Here is a 21,888-nt window from a genome sequence, read left to right as displayed (position 1 = left end):
GCCAGAGGGGGGTAGGCGCGCACTCACGCATTCCACAGCCCCTTCTTCTTCATCTCCTCCATCTCGCGCGCGGCCCGTTCGCGCAGGCGGGCGTCGCGCAGCAGCTTTTGTACGGCGGAGTCGTCGGACTTGTCGGAATAGCGGAACTCCGAGTCGGCGTAGCGGTTGATCTCCTGCATGACCATGTCCATCGAAAAGGGGCCGCGCAGTTCCTCGATCATCGCTTTCTTCTCGTCATAACCCTTGTGCATGAAGACTTCCGGCTTCTCGAACCAGTCGTCGGGAAGCTCGATGTCCATGGCGCGCATCTTGATGGCGTCGGTGACGTTTTTGATGGCGCGGCCGGTGAAGCGGGGCTCGGCATCCTTGATCAGGTGCAGATAGGTGCCGATGTCGGCCATCGATTTCGGTGCGCCGTTCTCCTTCATGTAGCGCTCGTAGACCTTCATCAGCCCGTCTTCTTGCGGCTTCTCGTGCCCCTCATAGGCTTCGGTCACGGCGCGCTGGATTTCCTGCGCGGCGTAGAGATCGTGGTCGCCGAGCGGGATCTTGTGGTTTTTTCCCGCCAGCAGGACAAAAATATCGATGTAGTCGTTGCGGCTCTGCGGCCCGTCGACCAGCCAGCGGGCGCCGGCGCGCTGGCGCAGCGCGTCGTCGACATTTTCGGGATAGTTGGAGAACATGCCGAACGAGCAATTGCCGCGCACCACGGTCGCGGCACCGGCGAAGGCATCCATCAACACGCCGGTGATTTCCTGCTGGCCGGCCGAGGCGCGGTCGTCTGAGCGGCGCGCCGCCACCTGGTCGATGTCGTCGATGGTGCCGAATCCGATGACGCGCGGGTTCAGCACATTGTTGATGAACTGGCGGCAGTTCTGGCCTGATTTGCCCTGATAGGACGAGATCTGGTCGACGCCGAAATTCTCGTAGGCGAAGGGATAGCCGGCGACCTGGCAGTAGCCGTTGACGAGGCCGGCGATCATCTGGATCAGGGTCGTCTTGCCGGTGCCGGGGGCGCCGTCGCCGATGAACGTGAACAGGAAGCCGCCGAGTTCGACGAACGGATTGAGTTCGCGCTCGAAGTCGTAGGCCATCAGCATCTTGGCGAGCTTGACCGACTGGTATTTGGCGATGTGATTGCCGACGACCTCTTCCGGCTTCTTGAATGTCATCACCAGCGGTTTTGAACGCTTGCCCGGCGCGACGTCGAAACCATCCAGGGTGAAATCGTCGGCATCGATACGGATATGCGCGTTCTCGAACGGGCCGATGCCGTCGAAGCGGCCCTTGCGGGCCAGCAGCCCGTCGATGGCGACGCGGGCGAAGGCACGCGCCCTTGTCATCAGGTCGGCGTCGTCGGACGATCCCGAGATCGCCTTGTCGAGGCTGGCCAGGATCGACTTCACCGCATCCTGCGGCGTGTCGAACAGGAAGTCCGGTTCGGGACTGTCGTTGGGCGCCTCGCCGTCGCTGTCGATCAGCTGGAACAGGTAGGAGGCGAGGCTGAAGGCCGAAATGTAAGCCGAGGCCGACAGAAGCTTCTTGAAGGTAGACGCCTCGTCGCCTTCGAGCGGCGCGCGGGTGTTCTTGGCCTGCAGACTTTCAAGGTCCGAGCCCTCGGCAAAGACGTCCGATATTGCCAGCGCGATCGCCGTGCCGCGCCGGGCGCGAAACAGGAGCGTGTGCTGCGGGATGGTCAGCAGCTGATCATCGGGATGAACGGCGCCGACGGTCTTCGACAGCTCGACCTCGCGCGTGCGGCGCACCGAACCGACCGAGACGGTCGAAACGAAGCGGCGGTTGGTGCCGGCAAGCGCTGTGCCGGAGGAGCTAGACGGGTCCTCCAGCACGACGACACGGGTGATGAAGCTCTGCGCGGTAGCGCGGTGCTTCTCGATGGCGGCTTCCGGGATGGTGGTCAGGCCGGTATCCATGAAGGGTGCTCCGTGGTGTGACGGTCAGACGTCCGAGATGACCTGTCCGTTGGACAGGATGTGAACCTTGTAGCCGGCAAAGACCTTTTGCGCTTCGCCAGCGGCGTAGAGCGCCTGATAGGCCTCGTGCGGGATCAGCGCGTGGTTTTCATAGCTCGACACGCCCTGGCGCGCGGCTTCCAGATCGTCGGTGTTGATGAAGAATTCCTGGGTCGTCTTCTCGCTCGAAAACAGGCCCTTGCGGCCGGGCTTCTCGGCCTTGGAATAGACCTCCTGGATGGTCCAGGTCAGCAGCCAGGCATTTTCGGGCTTGCGCACCTTGGCGAGTACCTCGGTCACCGTCGAATTGTTGTCGGTAATGCCAGCCGAATAGAACGGGCCGAGCACGACGCGGCGCAGCTGCTTGGGGTGCAGCGGCTCGAAATCCTTGTCGAGATTGACCGCGATGGTCGCCGGCGACAGCGTATAGGCGGAGTTCTTCTCGGTGAAATCGTCGAAACGGTGGGCAAGCTCGGGATTGAGCAGGCCATCGACCGGCAGCGGAATGTCAATCGTCTCGTTCAGCTTGCCGTTTCTATCGACAAGCTGGCGAATCATCGTTTCGGACGAATCCTCCACCGTCACCATGTAGACTAGCGGCAGGTTGGCGCTGCCGTCGAACGTCGCCCAGTGGACGAGATAATAAGGCCGCCCCGTCTTCGGATTGACCGAGACCTTGGCCGTTTGCGCCAGGGTGAACGGGCCGAAGGTGTTCTCGCTTTTCACGTCCTCGAGATAAAGCCGCTCGGCTATCGACTTCTGCAGCGCCGCGGGGAATTCCTTGTGGCGCAGGATGAAGTCGGCCATTTCCTCGCGCAACTCGCCGGCGAGCGGAATGTTGGCAAGCCGCGCGTCGGCCTGGCGTCGGTCGTTTTCCAGTTCGAGCAGGTTCTGGAACACCGGAAATCCGCTTTCGGCGCGCGAAATGCGGAATGTGTCCATGAAGCCGAGCCGGTTGCGCCAGCAGGAAAACGACTTGTCGAGCCTGGCGATGTGTTCGGCGACGATCTTGGCGACGATGCCATGCCGGTAGAGCGGCGAGCGATCGTCGCGCATGAACACTTCAAGGCCGCTGAGCGCGGCCGTGATGGCGGAAAAATACCGTGCCGCCGCTTCGTTTTCGGGGGTCATGCCTGGTCGCTCGCGGGCAGTGCTGTCACCCTTAAGACTGCACGTAGTTAGCCGAATTGTGCTTCTTCAGCACCTCGTCGAAGCGGCGGGCGAAGGCATCGTCGGCCAGCTTCTTGCGGCGCTGGATGTCGGCGGTGGCGACCATGTTCTTCTCGTGCATCTCGAGCAGGTCACCGATGTGCTTTTGCGATGCGGCACCGATGCCGGCCATGGTTTCCTCGGCGGTGTTGTCGACCCGGCTGCCCAGCGTGTTGATCTTGTGGGCGACGTCCTGCTGGGCCGCGGTCTTCAGCGAATCTTCCAGCGCCTTGTAGAGCACGATGCGCTGCTCGGTATCGATGGTCAGCTTGTTGATCAGCGTCGATTGCGCGGCGATCTGGTTGTTGAGCGAATCGACGAAGGTCTGGAACATCGAGGTGTAACGCTCGAGCGTCTGGCTCTCGGCCAGCAGCTCCTGCTCCTTGGCCTGCTTTTCGTTGTATTCCGTCGCCAGCTTGGAGCGTTCGCCTTCGAGCTGCGTGCGGTCTTTCTGGCTGGTCGAAGCGGCGATCTTGTTTTCGATGTCGAGCAGCATCGGGTTGAGCTCCTCGATGCGCTTCTGCACGGCTTCGAGATTGGTCATGGTGGTCTTGCGGCGCTCGATAACCTGAGACAGGCTGGTTTCCGAGGTCTTGTAGCGTTGGTCGAGAACCTCTTTCTGCGCCTTCAATATGCCGACGATGGTGTCGGATTTGACCAGCAGTTCCTGCAGATTGCCGGCCAGCGACATGTTGCGAACGCGGTCGGTGCGCATGCGCTGCTTGCTCTGGCTGGAGAAGATGCCAATGAATTTTTCCCAGCCGGTGTAGTTCTTCATGCTCTCGAACTCGGCGCCGAAGACGTTGGTGGCGTCCTCCAGCCCGATGATCAGGTCGGCAATGTTGCCTTCCATCACCTTCTGCTGCTTCAGCACATCCTCGATGCGGGCGTTCTCGAGGTCGAAATTTGCGTCGCCGATCTTCTTGTCTGATGTGGCAAGCGTATCAAGCATGGTGCCGGATTGCTCGATCTTGGAGCGCATGTCCTGCACGACCTGCTTGGTCTTGGCAATTTCGGCGTCGAAATTCTGCAATGTCGCCATTGGGGCCTCCCGCTTCGGCATGACGTCGCTGGTCGCGAACAGCGGCGAATATATGTGGGGCATCAGGGGATTGAAAGACGTGAAGATAAGGGCGGCGTGAAAACAAAAAAATTCGTCAGGGTCTTGAAAACCAGTGAAGGCGTGGGCTTGGCGTGATTAGCTTGCCGACCAGCCATAGTTCAGCTGTCATTGAACTTTCATGCGGCAAGGCGAAGGCGCACGGATGCCTTTGTATTGGGCAAACCACCGAAGCAATCGCGGCCGCGATATGCGAGGAGAAAGCCGGCTTTACAGAGCTGACGAACAGCGGATCAGGGCTTGGGATCGGCCTTCAGATAGGCAATGACATTGGCGATGTCGTCGTCTTTGGCCAGGCCGGCAAACGCCATCTTGTTGCCGGGCACTTTCAGCTTGGGTGCCCTGAGATACTCGGTGAGATTGGCTTCATCCCAGACCAGGCCGGCGGCGCCGGCACTCTTCATCGCCTCGGAATAGCGGCCAAGAAAACTCTCCGCACTTCCGGCGGTGCGACCAACGACGCCCAGCAGATGCGGACCGACCTTGTCGCGGTCGGTGGCTGCTTCATGGCAGGCCATGCACCGGTTGAAGGCCTTCTTGCCCAGGGCCGGGTCGCCGCCGGCATGGGCCACAAGCGAGCTGGCAAGGAGAAGGATGCTGGCGGACGAAGCGGCTCGAAACATGCTGCCTCCGGAGAGTTCTGGCTGGCGGCCTTATAGTACCGAGGCTTTAACAAACGCTGCATCGCGGCGGGATTGCGGAAGACAGGCCCGCGAGTCAGGCCTGTTGTGCCAGATCGCGGCGCAGGAAATCATTCAGCCGCTCGACCGCCTGGGTCGTCGACAGCGGGTTGCGCAGGATGCCGATTTCGAGGTCCGGCAGCACCGGAAGCCCTTCATTGCCGCCGACGATGCGCAGCGACGGTGGTACGCTGCGCAGGGCGAGGCCAGCCACCGCGAGCCCGGCCTGGACGACGGCGATCAGGCCAAGCAGAGAGGCGCTTGAATAGGTACAGCGATAGGAGCGGTCGGCATCGCCAAGCGCCTGCAGGACATTCATCCTGGCGGCGCAGCCCGGTTCGAACAAGGCGACCGGAAGCGGATCGGTCTCCCAGGCGACATGGTTTGATGAGGCGACCCAGACGAAGCGTTCCAGCCGGATCACCTCAAGCGGCTGCTCCGGCAAGCGGGTGATGATCGCCAGATCCAGCCGCCCCTCCGCCAGCGTCTTCACCAGCGCGGTCGACTGTTCGCAGATCAACTCCACCGTCACCAGGGGATGCTCCGCCGCGAAGCGTGAGAGCACGGGCGGCAGGAGGAAGGCGGCATAATCGTCGGGCACCCCCAAGCGGACGCTGCCTGTTTCCTTAGGCCGGGTGACGCTTGCCCAGGCTTCATCCGACAGTTTCAGCAACCGGCGCGCATAGATCAGGAAATCCTCGCCGATCGCATTGGGAGTGACGGTTCTGGGACCACGCACCAGAAGCTGGCTGCCGACTATCTCCTCCAGCCGCTGCATCTGCATGCTGACCGCCGACTGGCTGCGGCCGACCCTGGGTGCTGCATTGGAAAGGCTGCCGCTCTCGACGACGGCGACAAAGGTTTTCAGCAGATTGAGATCGAGTGGCGCGGCCATGGTGCTATCAGCATATCGAATAGGTCATGCCAAATCTATTCGCTTGTTTGAAGGTGGCGCCAGTGACCAGATGGTTGCTGGGATCGCTGGGAACCATCACATGACGGACGCCTCGACAGCCCGCTTCCCGGCCGCGAGCCTTGCTCTGGCAATGGTGATCGCAGGCACGGTCGGCGCCTTCGCCACGGAATCGGGGCTGCATCCCGTTGCCGTCGTCTTCTGGCGATGTGTGTTCGGCGCGATATTCCTTTTCTTATGGTGCCTGTTGCGCGGCTATCTGCCGGATCGGACGCTGTCGCCGTCTCGGCTTGCCCTTGCAGCACTTGCCGGCGTCTGCATGGTGCTGAGCTGGACGGCCTTCTTCGCCGGCTTCGCCATGACATCGATCGCCACGACGACGATTATCTACCATATCCAGCCGTTCTTCGTGGTCCTGATCGGTGTCGTCTTCCTCAAGGAGCGCATCTCGCTCGACCAACTGCTGTGGATGCTCGGTGCGTTTCTCGGCGTCGTGCTGGCCAGCGGCCTCGTCTTCGCGCACGGCCACGACGATGCCAACTGGGCGCCGGGCATTGCGCTGACGCTGGGCGGCGCAATGCTCTACGCCGTTACAACGATCCTCGCCAAGGGCCTTGGTCAGCAGCGCGCCGAAATTACGGTACTCTGCCAGACGGTGGTGGGGGTCGTCATGCTCGCCCCGTTCGCCGGCGTCGGCCAACATATTGCGCTTGCGTCATGGGGCTGGCTGCTCGGCATCGGCGTGCTGCACACCGGCATTGCCTACGTGTTGATGAATTCGGCCTTTCCGCGCCTGACGACACCGGTGATCGGCGTCATCACCTTCATCTATCCCGTCGTCGCCATCATCGTCGACTGGGCGATCTATGGGCATCCGCTCGGGCTGGCGCAGGCTGCCGGCATGGCGCTGATTGCAGTGGCGACGCTGGGTGTGCGGCTGGGTTGGCGGTTTCCGAAGTGGCGTGTCTCGACCGTATGAGCCCGGTGCAATTCCAAGAAAAGCACATAGCGCTCCCCCTGGGAACTGCTCCAAAAACCAAGAGACAGAGTCAGCCCTTGATAAAGCCGATGAAGTCGTCGGGCGCGGCGCGGCCCATTTCTTCTTCCCAATGACGGCGGCAGAGCGAGACATAGACGTCCTTGCCGATCGCCACCTGCTCGCCCAGGCGCGCCACTTTGCCATCGGGGCCGAGGCGCACGACCATCGTCGCCTTGCGGCCGCAGCGGCAGATTGTACGCACTTCGCGCAAATCGTCGGCGATGGCCAGCAGCGCGCGCGAGCCGGAAAACAGCTTGCCCTGGAAATCGGTGCGCAGGCCGTAGCACATGACCGGGATATTCAGCCGGTCGGCGATGCGGGCGAGCTGCCAGACCTGCTCCTCCTCGAGGAACTGCGCCTCGTCGACGAAGACGCAATGCACTGACGTATGCGCGTGATGATCGGCGACGCGGGTGAACAGATCGTCGCCATCGCGGAACATCTCGGCTTCCGTCTCCAGGCCGATGCGCGACGAGATCAGGCCGGTGTCGCCCTTGCGGTAGTGGCCGGCGACGAACAGCATCGTGCCCATGCCGCGCTCGCGATAATTGTAAGAGGCCTGCAAGAGCATCGTCGTCTTGCCGGCGTTCATAGTCGCGTAGTGGAAGTAAAGCTTGGCCATGCCGCTCTTTTAAGCCGACTTGCCCTGATACGGGGAGGGGCGGTCGCCCGCATTCCCCTGAAAAAGCCCGCCCGTCTTCGAAAAAACCGTCCGGCATGGCAAAAGCGCCTGATGTGTCGCTGATTGGCCAGCCCGCGCCGTTGATCGTGATTGTCTTAATGCTTGAAACCACACCAGAATGGTGTTTGGCTGACGAAACAAGGCGGGCATAGAAACCGTAGCTACGCTTCGCCAAAGAATCACAATGGGAGACTGTCTATGTCGCGTATGAACTCTTTCGTCGCCGGCCTCGGCCTGGCGGCTTTTTTGTCCACCAGCGCTGCCTTTGCCGGCGATCCGGCGAGCTGCAAGGCGGTGCGTCTTTCCGATGTCGGCTGGACCGACATCCAGGCGACGACCGGCGTCGCATCGGTACTGCTCACCGCGCTCGGCTACGAACCGCAGACGATCCAGCTGTCGGTGCCGGTGACCATGGCGTCGCTGAAGAACAAGGATCTTGATGTCTTCCTCGGCAACTGGATGCCGTCGATGACCAACGACATCAAGGACTACACCGCCGACGGTTCGGTCGAGACCATCAGCGAAAACCTCAGTGGCGCCGGCTACGGTATCGTCGTGCCGACCTATGTCGCGGACGCCGGCGTCAAGACGCTGACCGACCTCGGCAAGTTCAAGGACAAGTTCGACGGCAAGATCTACGGCATCGAGGCCGGCAATGATGGTAACCGCATCATCCTCGACATGATCAAGAACCCGAAGGACAATCTCGAAGGCTTCGAGCTGGTCGAATCCTCGGAGGCTGGCATGCTCACGCAGGCCGAGCAGTCGATCAAGAGCAATGAGTGGATCGCGTTCCTCGGTTGGACGCCGCATCCGGTGATGGGTGCCATGAAGATCACCTATCTCGATGGCATGGGCGACAGCGGCTTTGGCGCAGCCACCGTGCATACCAATGTGCGCAAGGGTTACACCACCGAGTGCCCGAATGCCGGAAAATTCATCGCCAACCTGAAGTTCAATCTCGACATGGAAGGCGAGATAATGGACGCGATCCTCAAGGGCGCCGATGCCAATACGGCTGCGACCGACTGGCTCAAGAAGCATCCGGACGCGGTTGCTCCATGGATTGCCGGCGTGACCACTTTCGATGGCGGCGACGCGGCTGCAGCCGTGAAGACTGCGCTCGGAAGCTGAGCAGGTCTTGCGTTCGGCGTGACCGATCAAGAAGGGCAGTCACTTTAGAAGGGGCTGCCCTTTTTCATATCCTGTGACAAGATGACCGTCCGGCAAGGACGGCGACTGTCAAAGAGGGGCAAGATGGATCCGATTTCAAAATTCTTTGTCAGTTACAAGATCCCCATAGGCGAATGGGGCAAAGCGTTCTTCACCTTCCTTACCGACAATTTCAACACCTTCTTCCGCGGTCTCTCCGGCGGTTTGAATTTCCTGCTCGACGGAGTGGTCGACACGCTGCTGCTGGTACCGCCGGTCCTTCTCATCGCGCTGATTGCACTGCTTGCCTATTATCTGCAGCGATCGAGAGGCTTGGCCGTGGCTGTCTTTCTCGGGTTGCTGTTCATCCTCAACCAGAACCTCTGGAAGCAGACGGTAGAGACGCTGGTGCTGGTGGTTGCCGCCGCCGCCGTCTCGATGGCCATCGGTGTGCCACTCGGTATCTGGGCGGCGCACAAGCCGAAGGTCTATCGCGTCATGCTGCCGGTGCTCGATTTGATGCAGACGCTGCCGACCTTCGTCTACCTGATCCCGGTGCTGACGCTGTTCGGCCTCGGCAATGCGCCCGGCCTCATCGTCACCATCATCTTCGTCATCCCGACCGCGGTTCGTCTCACGCATCTCGGCGTTGTCTCGGTGCCGAAGTCGATCGTCGAAGCCGGCGAGGCGTTCGGCGCCACCAAGAGCCAGTTGCTGTGGAAGGTGGAGCTGCCCTCGGCGCTGCCCACCATCATGGCCGGTCTGACGCAGTCCATCATGCTGTCGCTGTCGATGGTGGTGTTTGCCGCACTGATCGGCGCCGGCGGCCTCGGCACCGAAATCAACCGGGCGCTGGGTTCGCGCAAGATCGACCTCGGGCTTGAGGCGGGCCTCGCTATCGTCGTTTTGGCCATCGTGCTCGACCGGATGACCCGCATCGCCGTTGGAGGCAAGAAATGACCGTCGCCGTCGATTTCCGGAACGTCGATATCGTCTTCGGCGCCGACCAGGCCGGATCGCTGAAGATGGTCGACGCCGGAGCCAGCCGCGCCGAGATCCTCGACAAGACCGGCAATGTACTGGGTTGCGCCGGCGCCAGCCTGACCGTGAACGAGGGCGAAATCTCCGTGCTGATGGGTCTCTCCGGTTCGGGCAAGTCGACATTGCTGCGGGCGGTCAACCGGCTCAACGTGGTGTCGCGCGGCCAGGTGCTGGTCAAGGATGGCGACAAGACCGTCGACGTCGTCACCTGCGACGAGGCGACCCTGCGGCGCCTGCGCCAGAAACAGGTGGCGATGGTGTTCCAGCAGTTCGGCCTTTTGCCCTGGCGTACGGTGGAGGAGAATGTCGGTCTCGGCCTCGAACTCGCCGGCGTACCGGAAGCCGAGCGCAAGGAGCGCGTGCAACGCCAGCTCAAGCTGGTCAATCTCGACCAGTGGTCGAAGAAATACGCGCATGAGCTGTCGGGCGGCATGCAGCAGCGCGTCGGCTTGGCGCGGGCCTTCGCCACCGAGGCGCCGATCCTGCTGATGGACGAGCCGTTCTCGGCGCTCGACCCGCTGATCCGCACCAAGCTGCAGGACGAATTGCTGCAACTGCAGGCCGAGTTGAAGAAGACCATCATCTTCGTCAGCCACGACCTCGAGGAGGCGCTGAAGATTGGCTCCCACATCACCATCATGGAGGGTGGGCGCATCGTGCAAACCGGCGCGCCGGAGGACATCGTGCTGCGGCCTGCCAACGACTATGTCCGCGACTTCATCGCCAATGTGAACCCGCTGTCGGTGCTGACCGCCTGGAACGTGATGCGCGACCGTCGCGATCTGGAGCACGGCAAGGACGGCTGGGTGTGGCTCGACCGCCGCAAGACGACGCGCTTCAAGATCGACGATCACGGGCTGGTGGCGGCGGCCGAACGCGACGGCAAGCCGGCGGTGTGGGTGTCGTGCGCCGACGTCGAAGGCCAGCCCGAGGAAGTAGCGCAGGTGTTCTGGGCCAATCCGGGCACCTCGCTGAAAACCGTCATGCTGGCCATGCACCGCTCGCAGACAGCACCCGTGGCGCTGTTCGACGACCAGTCGCGCTTCGTCGGCGCCATCGGCATCCGCGATGTGCTGAGCGCGGTGCTGCGGCGGTAACGCCAAATTCGTGGACGCCGCCGCGGGCAGCGGAGGCTGCTTGAATGCTTTTTATGCCGCCAGCGGCAGGCGCAGTTGCGTCAGCAGGCCACCGCCCGGGTTGTTGGACAGGCGGATCTCGCCACCTGCGGCGCGCGCGATGTTGCGGGCAATGGTCAGGCCGAGGCCCAGACCGCCGGTCTGGCGGTTGCGCGATTGTTCGAGGCGCACGAACGAGCCGAACACGGCGTCGATCTGTGCCTGCGGTATCCCGGGCCCTTCATCGCGGATGGTGAGCAGGATCATGTCTTCCGACCGGCGCAGCGAAAGATGCGCCTTCTTGCCGTAGGTGACCGCGTTCTGCACCAGATTGGTGACGCAGCGCTTGAGCGCGACCGGCCGCGCCATGCAGATCAGCCCGCGCGAACGGGTCTCGTCGTCGAACGACACGTCGTCATAGCCGTCGGCGATCGATTCCACGAGCGACCAGAAATCGATGCGTTCGTTCTTTTCCTCGGTCACTTCGAAGGTGGCGAAGTCGATCACCGAGCTGGCGATGCCCTCGACGTCGGCGAGGTCGTGCGCCAGCGCCTCGCGGACCGCCGATTTGCGCAACAGCTCCAGGCGCAGGCGCATCCTGGTCATCGGCGTGCGCAGATCATGCGCCAATGCCGCCGCCAGATGTTCGCGGTCCTCGACATATTCGCGCAACCTCGCCTGCATGGCGTTGATCGCCTTGGCGGCGGCACGGACCTCGCGGCTGCCGCTCTCGGCGATCGGTGGGCTCTTCAGATCCTTGCCGATCCGGTTCACGGCGGTTTCCATCATCCGGTAGGGCGCCGTCAGCCGGCGCAGCGACCAGATCGACATGATCACCACCAGCCCTGCGATCAGCGAATAAAGCGGCAGGCTGTCGAAGCTCAGGATCGGGCCGACGGGCGTGATCGGTTCGGTGAAGTTCAGCCATTGGCCGTCGGCGAAGCGCAGCGAGGCCGTCAGCTTGTCGCTCTGGGCGAAGTCGGCGGCCAGCACCAGAAGGTCACGCTCGACCTGTCCGATGTCGGGTCCCGGCGCCGTGCCGTCCGCGTCATCGGCCTCGCGCGTCGCCGGATCGCGGCGCACGCGTGCATCGGTGATGCCGAATTTCGACAGCCGGCCGACGAGGATGTCTTCGAGTTCGGCCAGTTCGTCGTCGCCGGCGATCGACGAAGTGACCGCCGGCGTGTCCGAAACGGTGAGCGCGTAAGTGGAGTTGAAGAGGCCGGTCGCCGTCGCCTTGCGCTCGTCCGGACTGGCGTCATGCATGAGCTGAACCAGCGAGAAGGCACGGTCGTTGAGCCGGTAGAGGTCGACGACGCCGTTGGCGGCGGCGCGGTCGCGCGACACGATATAGAGGGTCGCGACCTGGCTGATCAGCAGGCCGGCAATGACGATCAGCAGCACCCAGACAGGCAAGGTCTGCGGCAGGAAACGTCTCATTCGGAGGTCGTCTCGGGCAGGAACTGGTAGCCGCCGCTGCGTACGGTCAGGATCAGCTTGGGCGTCTTCGGGTCATCCTCCATCTTGCGTCGCAGCCGGCTGACCAGGATGTCGATGCTGCGGTCGAAGGAATAGTCGCTGTCGCCGCCGGACAGCTCGATGAGCTGGTCGCGGGTCAGCACGCGCTGCGCGCTCTTGACGAAGGTCTGCAGCAGATTGAATTCGGCCATGGTCAGTTCGACCCTGACATCGTCGGGTGCGATCAGCCGGCGCCGAGCACAATCCATCGTCCAGCCGGCGAAGCGGTAGATCTGCTTGGTGGTGGCGCGCTTCGGCTCGGCGGCGCCATTGCGCCTGAGCACGGCGCGGATACGCGCCAAAAGCTCGCGCGGGTCGAAGGGTTTGGGCACATAGTCGTCGGCGCCCATTTCCAGGCCGACGACGCGGTCGGTCGTCTCGGTGACGGCGGTCAGCATGATGATCGGCGTCGAATACTGGGCGCGCAGGTCGCGGCACAGCTCCAGCCCGCTCTTGCCGGGCAGCATCACGTCGAGGACGATGAGGTCCACCTGGACGCGCCGCAGGATGGTCTCCATCTCGATGCCGTCGGCGGCAACCGAGGTGTGCAGGCCCCGTTTCTGGAAGAATTCCTGCAGCAGGTCGCGGATACCCTTGTCGTCGTCGACGATCAGTATGTGTGCGTCGGATTTCACAGCAGCCCTGTCATTGTTGCCAAGCCCTTCTGTCTTTGATTGCCAAGCCCTTCTGTCGCAACCCACACGATAGAATTCAGGCCATATGTTGGCCAGTGGCTATGACGGGTTCACACCGGCTTTCTCAGACACAATCCAGAAACAAAATTCTACAGTTCAGAAAAACTCCTGAAAAATTTCAAGGGCATAACTGATCTCGTGGCGGTCAGGTCATCGGCTGCGACGCTAGTCTCCGGGTTTACGGATAAACCGATGCCAAGGTTGTCGATCAGTTTGTTGGGTGCGTTGCTGGGCTTCTGCCTGGTCACTGCCGCTGTCGGACAATCGGACGCAAAGGTGACGCTCACAACCCGGAGCGAACGGTGCGCCAATCTTAGCCACCAATTTGATGAAGCCCTCGAAACCCATGCCACGGCAACGCAGGTCACCGCGGCAAAGGCACTTCAGAGAAAGGGCAACCGGTACTGCGCCGCCAAGAAACAGGCGCAGGGCATCCGGATGCTCGCCAGTGCTTTGAAGCTGCTTGGAGTGACGCCGAACGACCCGGTTCAGTAACACTCCGAAACTTGGCCCGCATAAAAAGGAAACGAAGCCATGAAAAAGTCCATCCTCTCCGCAACGGGTCTCGCCGTCGCTCTCGCCTTCGCGATGCCGGCTCTCGGCAACGCCGCCGCCACCACGACCGCTGCTCCGGCTGCTTCGACGACCACCGCTCCGGCGACTGCCGCTCCGGCCAAGGCTGCTCCGAAGAAGGTCGTCAAGAAGACCGTCAAGAAGCACAAGAAGGCTGCCGAGAAGGCCGTCAAGAAGGACGCCCCGAAGACCTAATAAGGTCCGGCGCAAAATGCCGGCCTGTTGACCAAGGCCGCTCCAGCTGGTTTCGGCTGGAGCGGCCTTCTTCCTGTCCGAACCGCTGAAGCCCTGACGTTGGCGATGAAGCGGGTCGATGGGTTCAACTGATCTTGACGAAGTCTGGCACCGGCAGCTTCCGCCTCGACTGACACTTAACCCGTTTGCAACGCCGACCGTGTAGGACAATCCGCATGAAGAAGCGGCTTTCGTCCATTTTGCGCTCGATGGTGATCGGCGGCCTGGTTGCCACCGGCGTCGCCAGGGTGCTGATCCTGTTCACCGCCAGCCCGGTGCCCGATCCGGCCACCGGACGCACCGAGCCTTCGCTGTTCGCGCCGGCGATTTCCACCAGCTGGGACTACATCACGCCGGCACAGACCTGGCTGCTGGTCGTGCTGACCGGCGCGACGCTGATCTGCGTCGCCGCGTGGCCGATCGCGACCTGGCTGGAACGCCGGGCGGATGCCGGTGGAAACCGCTTTCGCCCCGATATGCCGTCCGCCACGACCGCGCGGCAGATTCCAAGCCGTCGGATGTTCGGTCGCCAGGGCCGTTGAACGGCAAACGACACTTTCCCACATAGGTGTGAATAGCCGCGCCCGGCTTGCGGCGTTGATCAAAATAGACGGCTGCTTTCGCTGGTGCCAGAATGGCGAAGGTCGCTTACGCAAATGGTCGGTTCCAATGCCTGAAATCACCACAAAACCGCGCGTCCAGGTCAAGCCGCAGGTCGAACGGCCAAAGCTCTACAAGGTCATCCTCATCAACGACGATTTCACGCCGCGCGAGTTCGTGGTGACGGTGCTGAAGGGCGAGTTCAAACTCAGCGAAGACCAGGCGCATCGGGTGATGATCACCGCGCATCGGCGTGGCGTCTGCGTCGTCGCCGTGTTCACCAGGGATGTCGCCGAGACCAAGGCGACGCGTGCCACCGATGCCGGCAAGGCCAAGGGCTATCCGCTGATGTTCACGACGGAGCCGGAAGAGTAGCCCTACCGTCCTTCGCGGTACCACATCGAACCCATTGCCAGAAGCAGCAGGCCGAGGCCGAGGAAGCCGCCGAACAGCGGCACGCGCGAGACGGCCTTGAGCACGCTGTCGTCCGTGGTGCGCAGTCCGATCCAGTCGTTGCCGGACGCGGCGCCAGCCGAGCGCACCGGCACGATGGAGGGCAGCGTCACGTCGCTGCCAAGGGCTGTGGACGACGCCAGCCGGCGCACGCTGCCGCCGGTGGCTTCAGCCGGCGCCTTCAGCCGGCTTTCGGTGGAAATGACGTCGCCGAATTCCGGTGCGTTGACCGGCCCGACATGGGCGAGCGCGGTGAGGTCGCCATTGGCGACCTGATAGAGGCCGATCTCGCTGGTCTCGACGCTGCCGAGGAAGACCCCGGGCTCGGATTTATCGAGCTTGACGGTCAAGGTCTTGCCGGACGGGGTGATGATCTGCGCGGGGCCGGGATCGTCGGCCATCGTCTGGCGGCGGATTTCCAGCACCATGCCACGGCCGTCGGCGGTCAGCCGCTCTTCCTCGAGCTCAGGCTCCTTCATCAGCCAGTGGGCGATGCGCCGGTAGAGCTGGACATGCGGGCCGCCGCCCTCGAAGCCGCGCGCCCACAGCCAGCCCTGATCGGACAGCAGCATGCCGACGCGGCCTTCGCCCTTGCGGTCGAGCAACAGCAGCGGCCGGTTGTCGGCGCCCTTCATCACCACTGCGCCTTCGGGGTTCTGCACGCCGATGGTGCGGAACCAGCGGCTCCAGTGCGGCGGCTCGGTGGCGGAGCCATCCAGCCCACGCGTCACCGGGTGGCGCTGGCCGAGTTCGGTGAGGCGCGGATAGAAGGCCTTGTCGACCACCTCGCCGGTCGGCATCGCCGGCAGGGCGGACATCAGCGGCGTGCGCGCGATCGAGCTTTCGCCGGCATATTCGGGGCCGGCCGCGATCAGCAGCGCGCCGCCCTTTTCGACATATTCGGAGATGTAGTCGTAATAGAGGATCGGCAGCACGTCGCGGTGCTGGTAGCGGTCGAAAATGATGAGGTCGAAATCCTTGATCTTCTCGACGAACAGTTCGCGGGTCGGGAAGGCGATCAGCGACAATTCGTTGATCGGCGTGCCGTCCTGCTTTTCCGGCGGCCGCAGGATGGTGAAATGGACGAGATCGACCGAGGCGTCGGATTTCAGCAGGTTGCGCCAGGTGCGTTCGCCGGCATGCGGCTCGCCGGAGACGAGCAGCACGCGCAGATTCTCGCGAATGCCGTCGATGAGCGCGATGGCGCGGTTGTTGGTGTCGGTCAGTTCGCCCGGTTCGCGGTCGATGGCGAGTTCGACGATGTTGCGCCCGGCACCCGGAATGGTCACCTGCAGCGGCATCGCCTGGCCAACGGTGGCGTGCTCGACCGCGACCTGTTCGCCATTGACCGAGACGCGCACATCGACCGGGCCGGTCTCGTTTTCGGTCGAGATGACGCGGTAGGTCATGTCGAGCGGCTTGCCGACAAGGCCGAAGCGCGGCGCGTTCTCGAAGCGGATGCGGCGGTCCTTTTCGTGGTCGTTGCCGGTGATCAGGGCATGCAGCGGGGCGTTGAAATCGGGCGCGGCCGGGGGGGCGTCATGGACCTCGCCGTCGGTGATCATGATGGCGCCGCCGATGCGCGACGGCGGCACGTCGCGGAAGGCGCCCTCGAGCGCGCCGAACAGCCGTGTCTCGGTGCGCTCCTCGGCGGCTTCGGATTTACCCGCTTCGACGACGCGCACGTCGAACTGCTTGAAGCGGCCAAGACGCTGCTGCAGCCCGGCCAGTGCCTCGTCGGTCTGCTTGGTGCGGTCGCCGATATCCTGGCTCTGGCTACGGTCGACAATCAGCGCGACGACGCTTTTCAGCGGCTCGCGCTCCTCGTTGAGGAACACCGGGTTGAACAGGGCGGCGGCGAGCGCCAGAAGGGCGACGAAGCGGAAGACCGAGCCGCGCTGGCGAAACCACAGGCCGACAAGCGCCAGCAGCGCCAGCGGCACCAGCGCCAAGGCCAGCAGGGGCCAGGAGATCAGCGGTTCGAAGGAGATCGACCAGTTCATCCCTTACCCTCCCCTTTGTGGGGAGGGTTTATCCGAGACCGGAGGGCACCAAACAAACTCATCTTACTGCCCCAGCCGTTCGAGCAGGATGGGCACGTGCACCTGGTCGGATTTGTAGTTGCCGGTCAGCATGTACATCATGATGTTGACGCCGGCGCGCAGCGCGTAGATGCGCTGCATCGGGTCTGCCGGCACGGTCGGAAGCAGCGCATCGCCGTTCTCGTCGACCGCCCAGGCGCCAGCGAAATCATTGGCAGTGATCATGATCGGCGAGACGCCATCGCCGGTGCGCACCGGCCGGTTCTCGGCGTTGCTGGCGTCGAGCGAGGCCTCGACCCAGAGCGGGCTGCCGGCGAAGCGGCCGGGGAATTCGGGCAGGATGAAGAAGGATTTGGTCAGCACGTGGTCGGACGGTACCGGTTCCAGCGGCGGCACGTTGAGGTTGCCGAGGATGTCGCGCAGCCGCTCCGTCGCCGGGCTGGTCGAATCGGCGCCGATGCCGTTGGCGAACTGGTCGCGGGTGTCGAACAGCACCGTGCCGCCTTGCTGCATATAGGCGTCGACGCGGGCGATCGCGGCCTGGCTGGGCATCGGTGCGGCCGGATCGATCGGCCAGTAGATCAGCGGATAGAACGACAACTCGTCCCTCGAGATGTCGACGCCGGCCGGCTCGCCCGGTTCCAGTGCCGTCTTCTCGACCAGAAAGCGCGTCAGGCCCTCGAGCCCGGCGCGGCTGATCGAATCGTCGCCCGGCACGCCGGTCAGCACATAGGCGATGCGGGTCTTCGAAATCGCCTCGATGGCAATTTCGTCACCCGGCTTGGCGTCGTCGGCGCGGGCAAGGTCGGCATGACCGAACAAGGCACCGAGCGCAATCAGGACGACGGCGGCGCTTGTCACGGCACCGGCGCGGCGCGGCCGGCGTGAAAACAGGCCACCCATCCAGAACACCGCCAGCGTATCAAGCAGCATCAGCACCAGGGCGGCCGCGACCAGCGTGCCTTTCAAATTGCGCGATTCGTCAAAGGCATACTGGATCGAGGTGACTGGAACAGTGATTCGCGGGCGCACCAGGGGCGCCAACTTGCTGTCGGTTTCCAGCAGATTGTGGGCAAATACACCCGTCTCGGAACCATAGAGACCGGGCGGGTTTTCAAAAGTCACCGGCAGCGCGCCAGCGCCCGGTACAAGCGGCCGCGCGTCCGGCGTCGGCGGCACCAGCGAGCCGTCGGCTGCAATCATGCGATAGGGCGCCAGCGACGCCGCGGCGGCTTCGGCATTGGCGATGGCCGCGCCCTGGTTGCGCGACAGCTGCACGATGCGGCGCAGCATCTCGACGAAGCTGCCAGAGATCGGCAGGTTCGACCAGGTTGCCTCAGGGGTGACGTGGAACAGCACCAGCGTGCCCTTGCCTTTCTTCAGTCCGGTGACCAACGGCGTGCCGTCGGCAAGGGCCGCCCAGGTGCGCTCGACGATATCGGGTGTCGGCTCGGCCAGCACCTGCCTGCTGACGGTGACCTCGGTCGGGGGCGCCAGATCGGCGAACGGGCCGGCCTTGGGGAATTCGGTGACAGGCTGCGGCGACGTCCATGATAGCGCGCCGCCGAGCGAACGCTCGCCGGTGCGAAGGCGGACCGGCAGCAGATCGTCGTCATCGCCCGCAGTAGCCAGCCGCGAACCGGCGAAACGCACCAGCGTGCCGCCATTGTCGACCCAATCGACAAGCCTCTGCCGGACTTGTCCGGGAATGGTGCCGATATCTGCCATGACGATCATCGCGGGCTTCTGGTCGAGGATCTGCGGGATGGCGTCGGCAAGATCGGCGCTGGAGGGTTCGACCAGATCGGCGAATGGCTGCAGCGCCCGCCTGATGTAGTAGAGCGGCGACAAAAGCGGCTGTGCCTGGTCGGCCTCGGCCTGCGACAATAGACCGACGCGCCGCCGCTTGGAGCTTTCGTCGAGCACGCGGACCGCACCGGCCTGCCGCTCGCCGTCGAGCGCGATGGATGCGAAGTCGTTGCGCAGCTCGAACGGCACCGCCATGGTGCCGGTGGCGGTGGTTTCGCCAGGCGAAAAGGTCAGCGTAGCATCGGCGATGCGGCGGCCCTTGTCATCGAAGGCGCCGGCGGTGACCTGAGCCGGGGCAGGGTCGCCCGGCGCGCGGATGGCGGTCAGTGCAAAGCCGTCGACCTGGTTGTCGGCGGTGGTCAGGCCGGTCAGCGACAGCCTGTCTGCGGTTGCCCAGACGACACGGGTGGCATTTTTCGACAAAAGTGTGTTGAAGGCGGCTTCATCGCCTTTTGCCGCCAGGCCGTCGGCAAGCACGGCGACACTGGCCCCGGGCAAGGTCTCCAGCACGCCGGCGACGCGGGCATAGACGGCGGGCCGGTCGGTCGGGATCGGCCGCGGCTTGGCGGCACGCAGCCGGTCAAGGGCGGTGGCGGCATCGAACGGCCCGATCTCGGCATTGGCCTTTTCGGCGGTGAAGGCGATGACGACCGGCACGCCGTTGGAGCCGGCGTCGTTGATCAGCCGCTCGGCGGTGGCGACGCGTTTGCCCCAGTCGGCGGCACTTGCCCAGTCATTGTCGATGACGAGCGCAAGCGCTGCACCCTCGGCCGGCAGCTTTTCGCGCGGATTGAAGACCGGGTCGGCCAATGCGGCGACGATGAGGGCCGCCATCAAGAGCCTGAGCAGCGTCAGCCACCACGGACTCTGCTGCGGCGTCTCCTCGCGCTTCAGCACGCGGGCCAGGATCTTCAGCGGCGGGAAGATTTCGGTCTGCGGCTTGGGCGGCGTCAGCCTGAGCAGCCACCAGATCACCGGCAGTGCCAGGAGGCCCCACAGCACCATGGGGGCGCCAAAGGAAAGCGGCAGCCAACTCATGCGACAGCCTTTCCTGGCCGATCGCCACCGGCGATCGTGCCGGCACGACCGTCAGCGGTCGGCCTGACCGAGGGGCCATCAGTGGTCATCGCCATGTGCAGCCGCACCAGCGCGTCGGAAGCCAGCCGATCGGTGTGGTTGACGGTAAAGCTCCAGCCAAGCCGTTTGCACCAGGCTGCCAGTTCGTGGCGTCGGGCGGCGTAGAGCAGGCGATACTCATCCCCCAGCATTTCGGCGCGGCCGGCGGTCAGCTTGTCGCCGGTCTCAGGATCGGTGAACTCGGTTCGGCCAGCATAGGGGAAGGTCTCCTCGGCCGGGTCGGCGACCTCGATCAGGTGGGCACGTACGCCGTGGCGGGCCAGCACGTCGAGCCAGGCCATCGTCTCTTCGACGGGATCGAGGAAATCGCTGACGATGACGATGTCGCAGAAGCGCCTGATATCGGACAAATCGGGTTTTGCCGGCAAATCGCCGGCATGCATCAACTGGGCGGCGATGCGTTCGGCGCCGTTGCGGGCGGTGAACGGATCGGTGAGGCCCGGCCAGGCGATGCGCTCGCCGCTGCGCGACAACAGCTCGGCCATGGCCAGCGCCAGCACCAGCGCGCGCGATTGCTTGGAAACGCTGGCGCCGGTCGATTTGTAGAGCATCGACGGCGAGGGGTCGGCCCACAGCCAGACGGTATGGGCGGCTTCCCATTCGCGGTCGCGCACATAGGTGTGGTCGTCGCGGGCCGAGCGGCGCCAGTCGATGCGCGAGGAATCGCCCTCGACATAGGGCCGGAACTGCCAGAAATTCTCGCCGATGCCGCGCTTGCGGCGGCCGTGCCAGCCGGCGATCACGGTGTTGACGATGCGCCGCGCCTCGACCAGCAGGTCTGGCACAAGCGAGGCCCGCAACCGGCCACGGGCGAGCGCGTCACGCGTCGCTGCCGGAGCCTGGACCTCGCCGATGCGCGGCATCAAATCCCTTTCACGAGTTTCGCCACCACGTCACGCACGCTGGTGCCTTCGGCGCGGGCGGCGAAGGTCAGCGCCATGCGATGCTGCAGCACCGGCTCGGCCAGCGCACGCACGTCGTCGACCGAGGGCGCCAGCCGTCCGTCGTAAAGCGCGCGCGCCCTTGTGCACAGCATCAGCGCCTGGCTGGCGCGAGGGCCGGGGCCCCACGCGACGTTCTTGTCGGTTTCGGCGTTGCCTTGGCCGGGACGCGCCGAGCGCACCAGCGTCAGGATCGCTTCGACGACGCTTTCCGGCACCGGCATGCGGCGGATCAGCGTCTGGATTTCCTTCAGCCGCACCGGCTGCAGCACGTTCTGGGCTTTCGCGTCCTCGATGCCGGTGGTTTCCAGAAGGATGCGGCGCTCGGCCTCGATTTCTGGATAGAGGATGTCGACCTGCATCAGGAAACGGTCGAGCTGCGCCTCGGGCAGGGGATAGGTGCCTTCCTGCTCGAGCGGGTTCTGCGTTGCCAGCACATGGAAGGGCGCCGGCAGGTCGTAGCGGGCGCCGGCAATGGTGACGTGGTATTCCTGCATGGCCTGCAGCAGCGCCGACTGGGTGCGCGGCGAGGCGCGGTTGATCTCGTCGGCCATCAGAAGCTGGGCGAAGATCGGCCCGGAGATGAAGCGAAAGGCCCGCTTGCCGGTCTCGTCCTGCTCCATCACCTCGGAGCCGAGGATATCGGACGGCATCAGGTCCGGGGTGAACTGGATGCGGCGCGAATCGAGGCCGAGCACGATGCCAAGTGTTTCGACCAGCTTGGTCTTGGCGAGGCCCGGCACGCCGACCAAAAGCGCATGTCCACCGGCCAGCAGCGCCACCAGCGTACGCTCGACGACGCTTTCCTGTCCGAAGATGACCCGGCCGACCCCGTCGCGGATCCGGGAGATGTCGGCAAGCGCCTTTTCGGCCTCGGCGATCATGTCCTTTTCGCTGATCGGGCTTTCCTTGACCATCACGCTCATGCCGCATCGATCCTTGTGGTTGGAATACCATGGCTG

20 protein-coding genes are annotated in these 21,888 nt (G+C 63.8%); 8 read left to right on the top strand and 12 right to left on the bottom strand.

The features are described 5' to 3' along the window. Positions 1-23: 23 nt before the first annotated feature. The 5 genes from NKI69_RS14100 to NKI69_RS14080 all read right to left on the bottom strand — a co-directional run bounded on the left by NKI69_RS14100 (position 24) and on the right by NKI69_RS14080 (position 5,877). The gene (locus NKI69_RS14100) at positions 24-1,934 is read right to left on the bottom strand and encodes an AAA family ATPase (RefSeq protein WP_023809870.1); all 1,911 of its coding nucleotides are present in this window, start codon (positions 1,932-1,934) and stop codon (positions 24-26) included. 24 nt (positions 1,935-1,958) lie between these two features. Then, positions 1,959-3,104: a hypothetical protein gene (locus NKI69_RS14095; protein ID WP_023809869.1), complete on the bottom strand. Its 1,146-nt coding sequence runs from the start codon at positions 3,102-3,104 to the stop codon at positions 1,959-1,961. A gap of 31 nt (positions 3,105-3,135) precedes the next feature. Next, positions 3,136-4,224, bottom strand: coding sequence for a hypothetical protein (locus NKI69_RS14090; protein ID WP_023809868.1), 1,089 nt, complete (start codon positions 4,222-4,224; stop codon positions 3,136-3,138). Positions 4,225-4,535: 311 nt separating this feature from the next. Next, positions 4,536-4,925, bottom strand: a complete 390-nt coding sequence (locus NKI69_RS14085; protein WP_023809867.1) for a c-type cytochrome — start codon at positions 4,923-4,925, stop codon at positions 4,536-4,538. 94 nt (positions 4,926-5,019) lie between these two features. After that, the gene (locus NKI69_RS14080; protein ID WP_023809866.1) at positions 5,020-5,877 is read right to left on the bottom strand and encodes a LysR substrate-binding domain-containing protein; all 858 of its coding nucleotides are present in this window, start codon (positions 5,875-5,877) and stop codon (positions 5,020-5,022) included. A gap of 100 nt (positions 5,878-5,977) precedes the next feature. Here NKI69_RS14080 and NKI69_RS14075 point away from each other — a divergent pair, with 100 nt between their 5' ends. Next, positions 5,978-6,874: a DMT family transporter gene (locus NKI69_RS14075; protein ID WP_023809865.1), complete on the top strand. Its 897-nt coding sequence runs from the start codon at positions 5,978-5,980 to the stop codon at positions 6,872-6,874. Between the two features lie 70 nt (positions 6,875-6,944). On the opposite strand, the gene NKI69_RS14070 is transcribed toward NKI69_RS14075, so the two are convergent. Beyond that, positions 6,945-7,556 carry a thymidine kinase gene (locus NKI69_RS14070; protein ID WP_023809864.1) on the bottom strand — a complete coding sequence of 204 codons (612 nt, stop codon included), beginning with the start codon at positions 7,554-7,556 and terminating at the stop codon, positions 6,945-6,947. A 258-nt stretch (positions 7,557-7,814) separates the two neighbouring features. Between NKI69_RS14070 and NKI69_RS14065 the strand changes: the two genes are divergently transcribed. The 3 genes from NKI69_RS14065 to choV all read left to right on the top strand — a co-directional run bounded on the left by NKI69_RS14065 (position 7,815) and on the right by choV (position 10,906). Next, on the top strand, positions 7,815-8,750 hold the full coding sequence (locus tag NKI69_RS14065) for a choline ABC transporter substrate-binding protein (protein WP_023809863.1): 936 nt from the start codon (positions 7,815-7,817) through the stop codon (positions 8,748-8,750). Positions 8,751-8,873: 123 nt separating this feature from the next. Then, positions 8,874-9,728 carry a choline ABC transporter permease subunit gene (choW, locus tag NKI69_RS14060; protein ID WP_023809862.1) on the top strand — a complete coding sequence of 285 codons (855 nt, stop codon included), beginning with the start codon at positions 8,874-8,876 and terminating at the stop codon, positions 9,726-9,728. Next, a complete protein-coding gene (gene choV / locus NKI69_RS14055; RefSeq protein ID WP_023809861.1) occupies positions 9,725-10,906 on the top strand; it encodes a choline ABC transporter ATP-binding protein in 1,182 nt (393 codons plus the stop codon). Before choW ends, choV begins: the two co-directional genes overlap by 4 nt. A gap of 51 nt (positions 10,907-10,957) precedes the next feature. On the opposite strand, the gene NKI69_RS14050 is transcribed toward choV, so the two are convergent. Beyond that, positions 10,958-12,364 (bottom strand): ATP-binding protein, encoded by a 1,407-nt coding sequence (locus tag NKI69_RS14050; RefSeq protein ID WP_023809860.1) that lies wholly within the window; start codon positions 12,362-12,364, stop codon positions 10,958-10,960. Beyond that, a complete protein-coding gene (locus tag NKI69_RS14045) occupies positions 12,361-13,077 on the bottom strand; it encodes a response regulator (RefSeq protein ID WP_013529960.1) in 717 nt (238 codons plus the stop codon). Before NKI69_RS14045 ends, NKI69_RS14050 begins: the two co-directional genes overlap by 4 nt. A gap of 252 nt (positions 13,078-13,329) precedes the next feature. Between NKI69_RS14045 and NKI69_RS14040 the strand changes: the two genes are divergently transcribed. From NKI69_RS14040 to clpS, 4 genes are all read left to right on the top strand, one after another. Further along, positions 13,330-13,632 (top strand): hypothetical protein, encoded by a 303-nt coding sequence (locus NKI69_RS14040; protein ID WP_023809859.1) that lies wholly within the window; start codon positions 13,330-13,332, stop codon positions 13,630-13,632. Positions 13,633-13,671: 39 nt separating this feature from the next. After that, positions 13,672-13,905: a hypothetical protein gene (locus tag NKI69_RS14035; RefSeq protein ID WP_013529962.1), complete on the top strand. Its 234-nt coding sequence runs from the start codon at positions 13,672-13,674 to the stop codon at positions 13,903-13,905. Between the two features lie 215 nt (positions 13,906-14,120). After that, positions 14,121-14,486, top strand: coding sequence for a hypothetical protein (locus NKI69_RS14030; RefSeq protein ID WP_023809858.1), 366 nt, complete (start codon positions 14,121-14,123; stop codon positions 14,484-14,486). A gap of 127 nt (positions 14,487-14,613) precedes the next feature. Next, positions 14,614-14,919, top strand: a complete 306-nt coding sequence (gene clpS, locus NKI69_RS14025) for an ATP-dependent Clp protease adapter ClpS (RefSeq protein ID WP_023809857.1) — start codon at positions 14,614-14,616, stop codon at positions 14,917-14,919. 2 nt (positions 14,920-14,921) lie between these two features. Here clpS and NKI69_RS14020 read toward each other — a convergent pair whose 3' ends face one another. The 4 genes from NKI69_RS14020 to NKI69_RS14005 form a co-directional block, all read right to left on the bottom strand. Next, positions 14,922-17,000 carry a hypothetical protein gene (locus NKI69_RS14020; protein WP_352721668.1) on the bottom strand — a complete coding sequence of 693 codons (2,079 nt, stop codon included), beginning with the start codon at positions 16,998-17,000 and terminating at the stop codon, positions 14,922-14,924. A gap of 63 nt (positions 17,001-17,063) precedes the next feature. Next, positions 17,064-19,886 (bottom strand): DUF4159 domain-containing protein, encoded by a 2,823-nt coding sequence (locus tag NKI69_RS14015; RefSeq protein WP_023809855.1) that lies wholly within the window; start codon positions 19,884-19,886, stop codon positions 17,064-17,066. Next, positions 19,883-20,848 carry a DUF58 domain-containing protein gene (locus NKI69_RS14010; protein ID WP_023809854.1) on the bottom strand — a complete coding sequence of 322 codons (966 nt, stop codon included), beginning with the start codon at positions 20,846-20,848 and terminating at the stop codon, positions 19,883-19,885. The genes NKI69_RS14015 and NKI69_RS14010 overlap by 4 nt, the downstream gene beginning before the upstream one ends. After that, positions 20,848-21,852, bottom strand: a complete 1,005-nt coding sequence (locus NKI69_RS14005; RefSeq protein ID WP_023809853.1) for an AAA family ATPase — start codon at positions 21,850-21,852, stop codon at positions 20,848-20,850. The genes NKI69_RS14010 and NKI69_RS14005 overlap by 1 nt, the downstream gene beginning before the upstream one ends. Between the last annotated feature and the right edge of the window lie 36 nt (positions 21,853-21,888).

Source organism: Mesorhizobium sp. M0491 (genome assembly GCF_040321265.1).
GTDB lineage: Bacteria > Pseudomonadota > Alphaproteobacteria > Rhizobiales > Rhizobiaceae > Mesorhizobium.
This window is presented reverse-complemented; position numbering and strand designations above follow the sequence as displayed.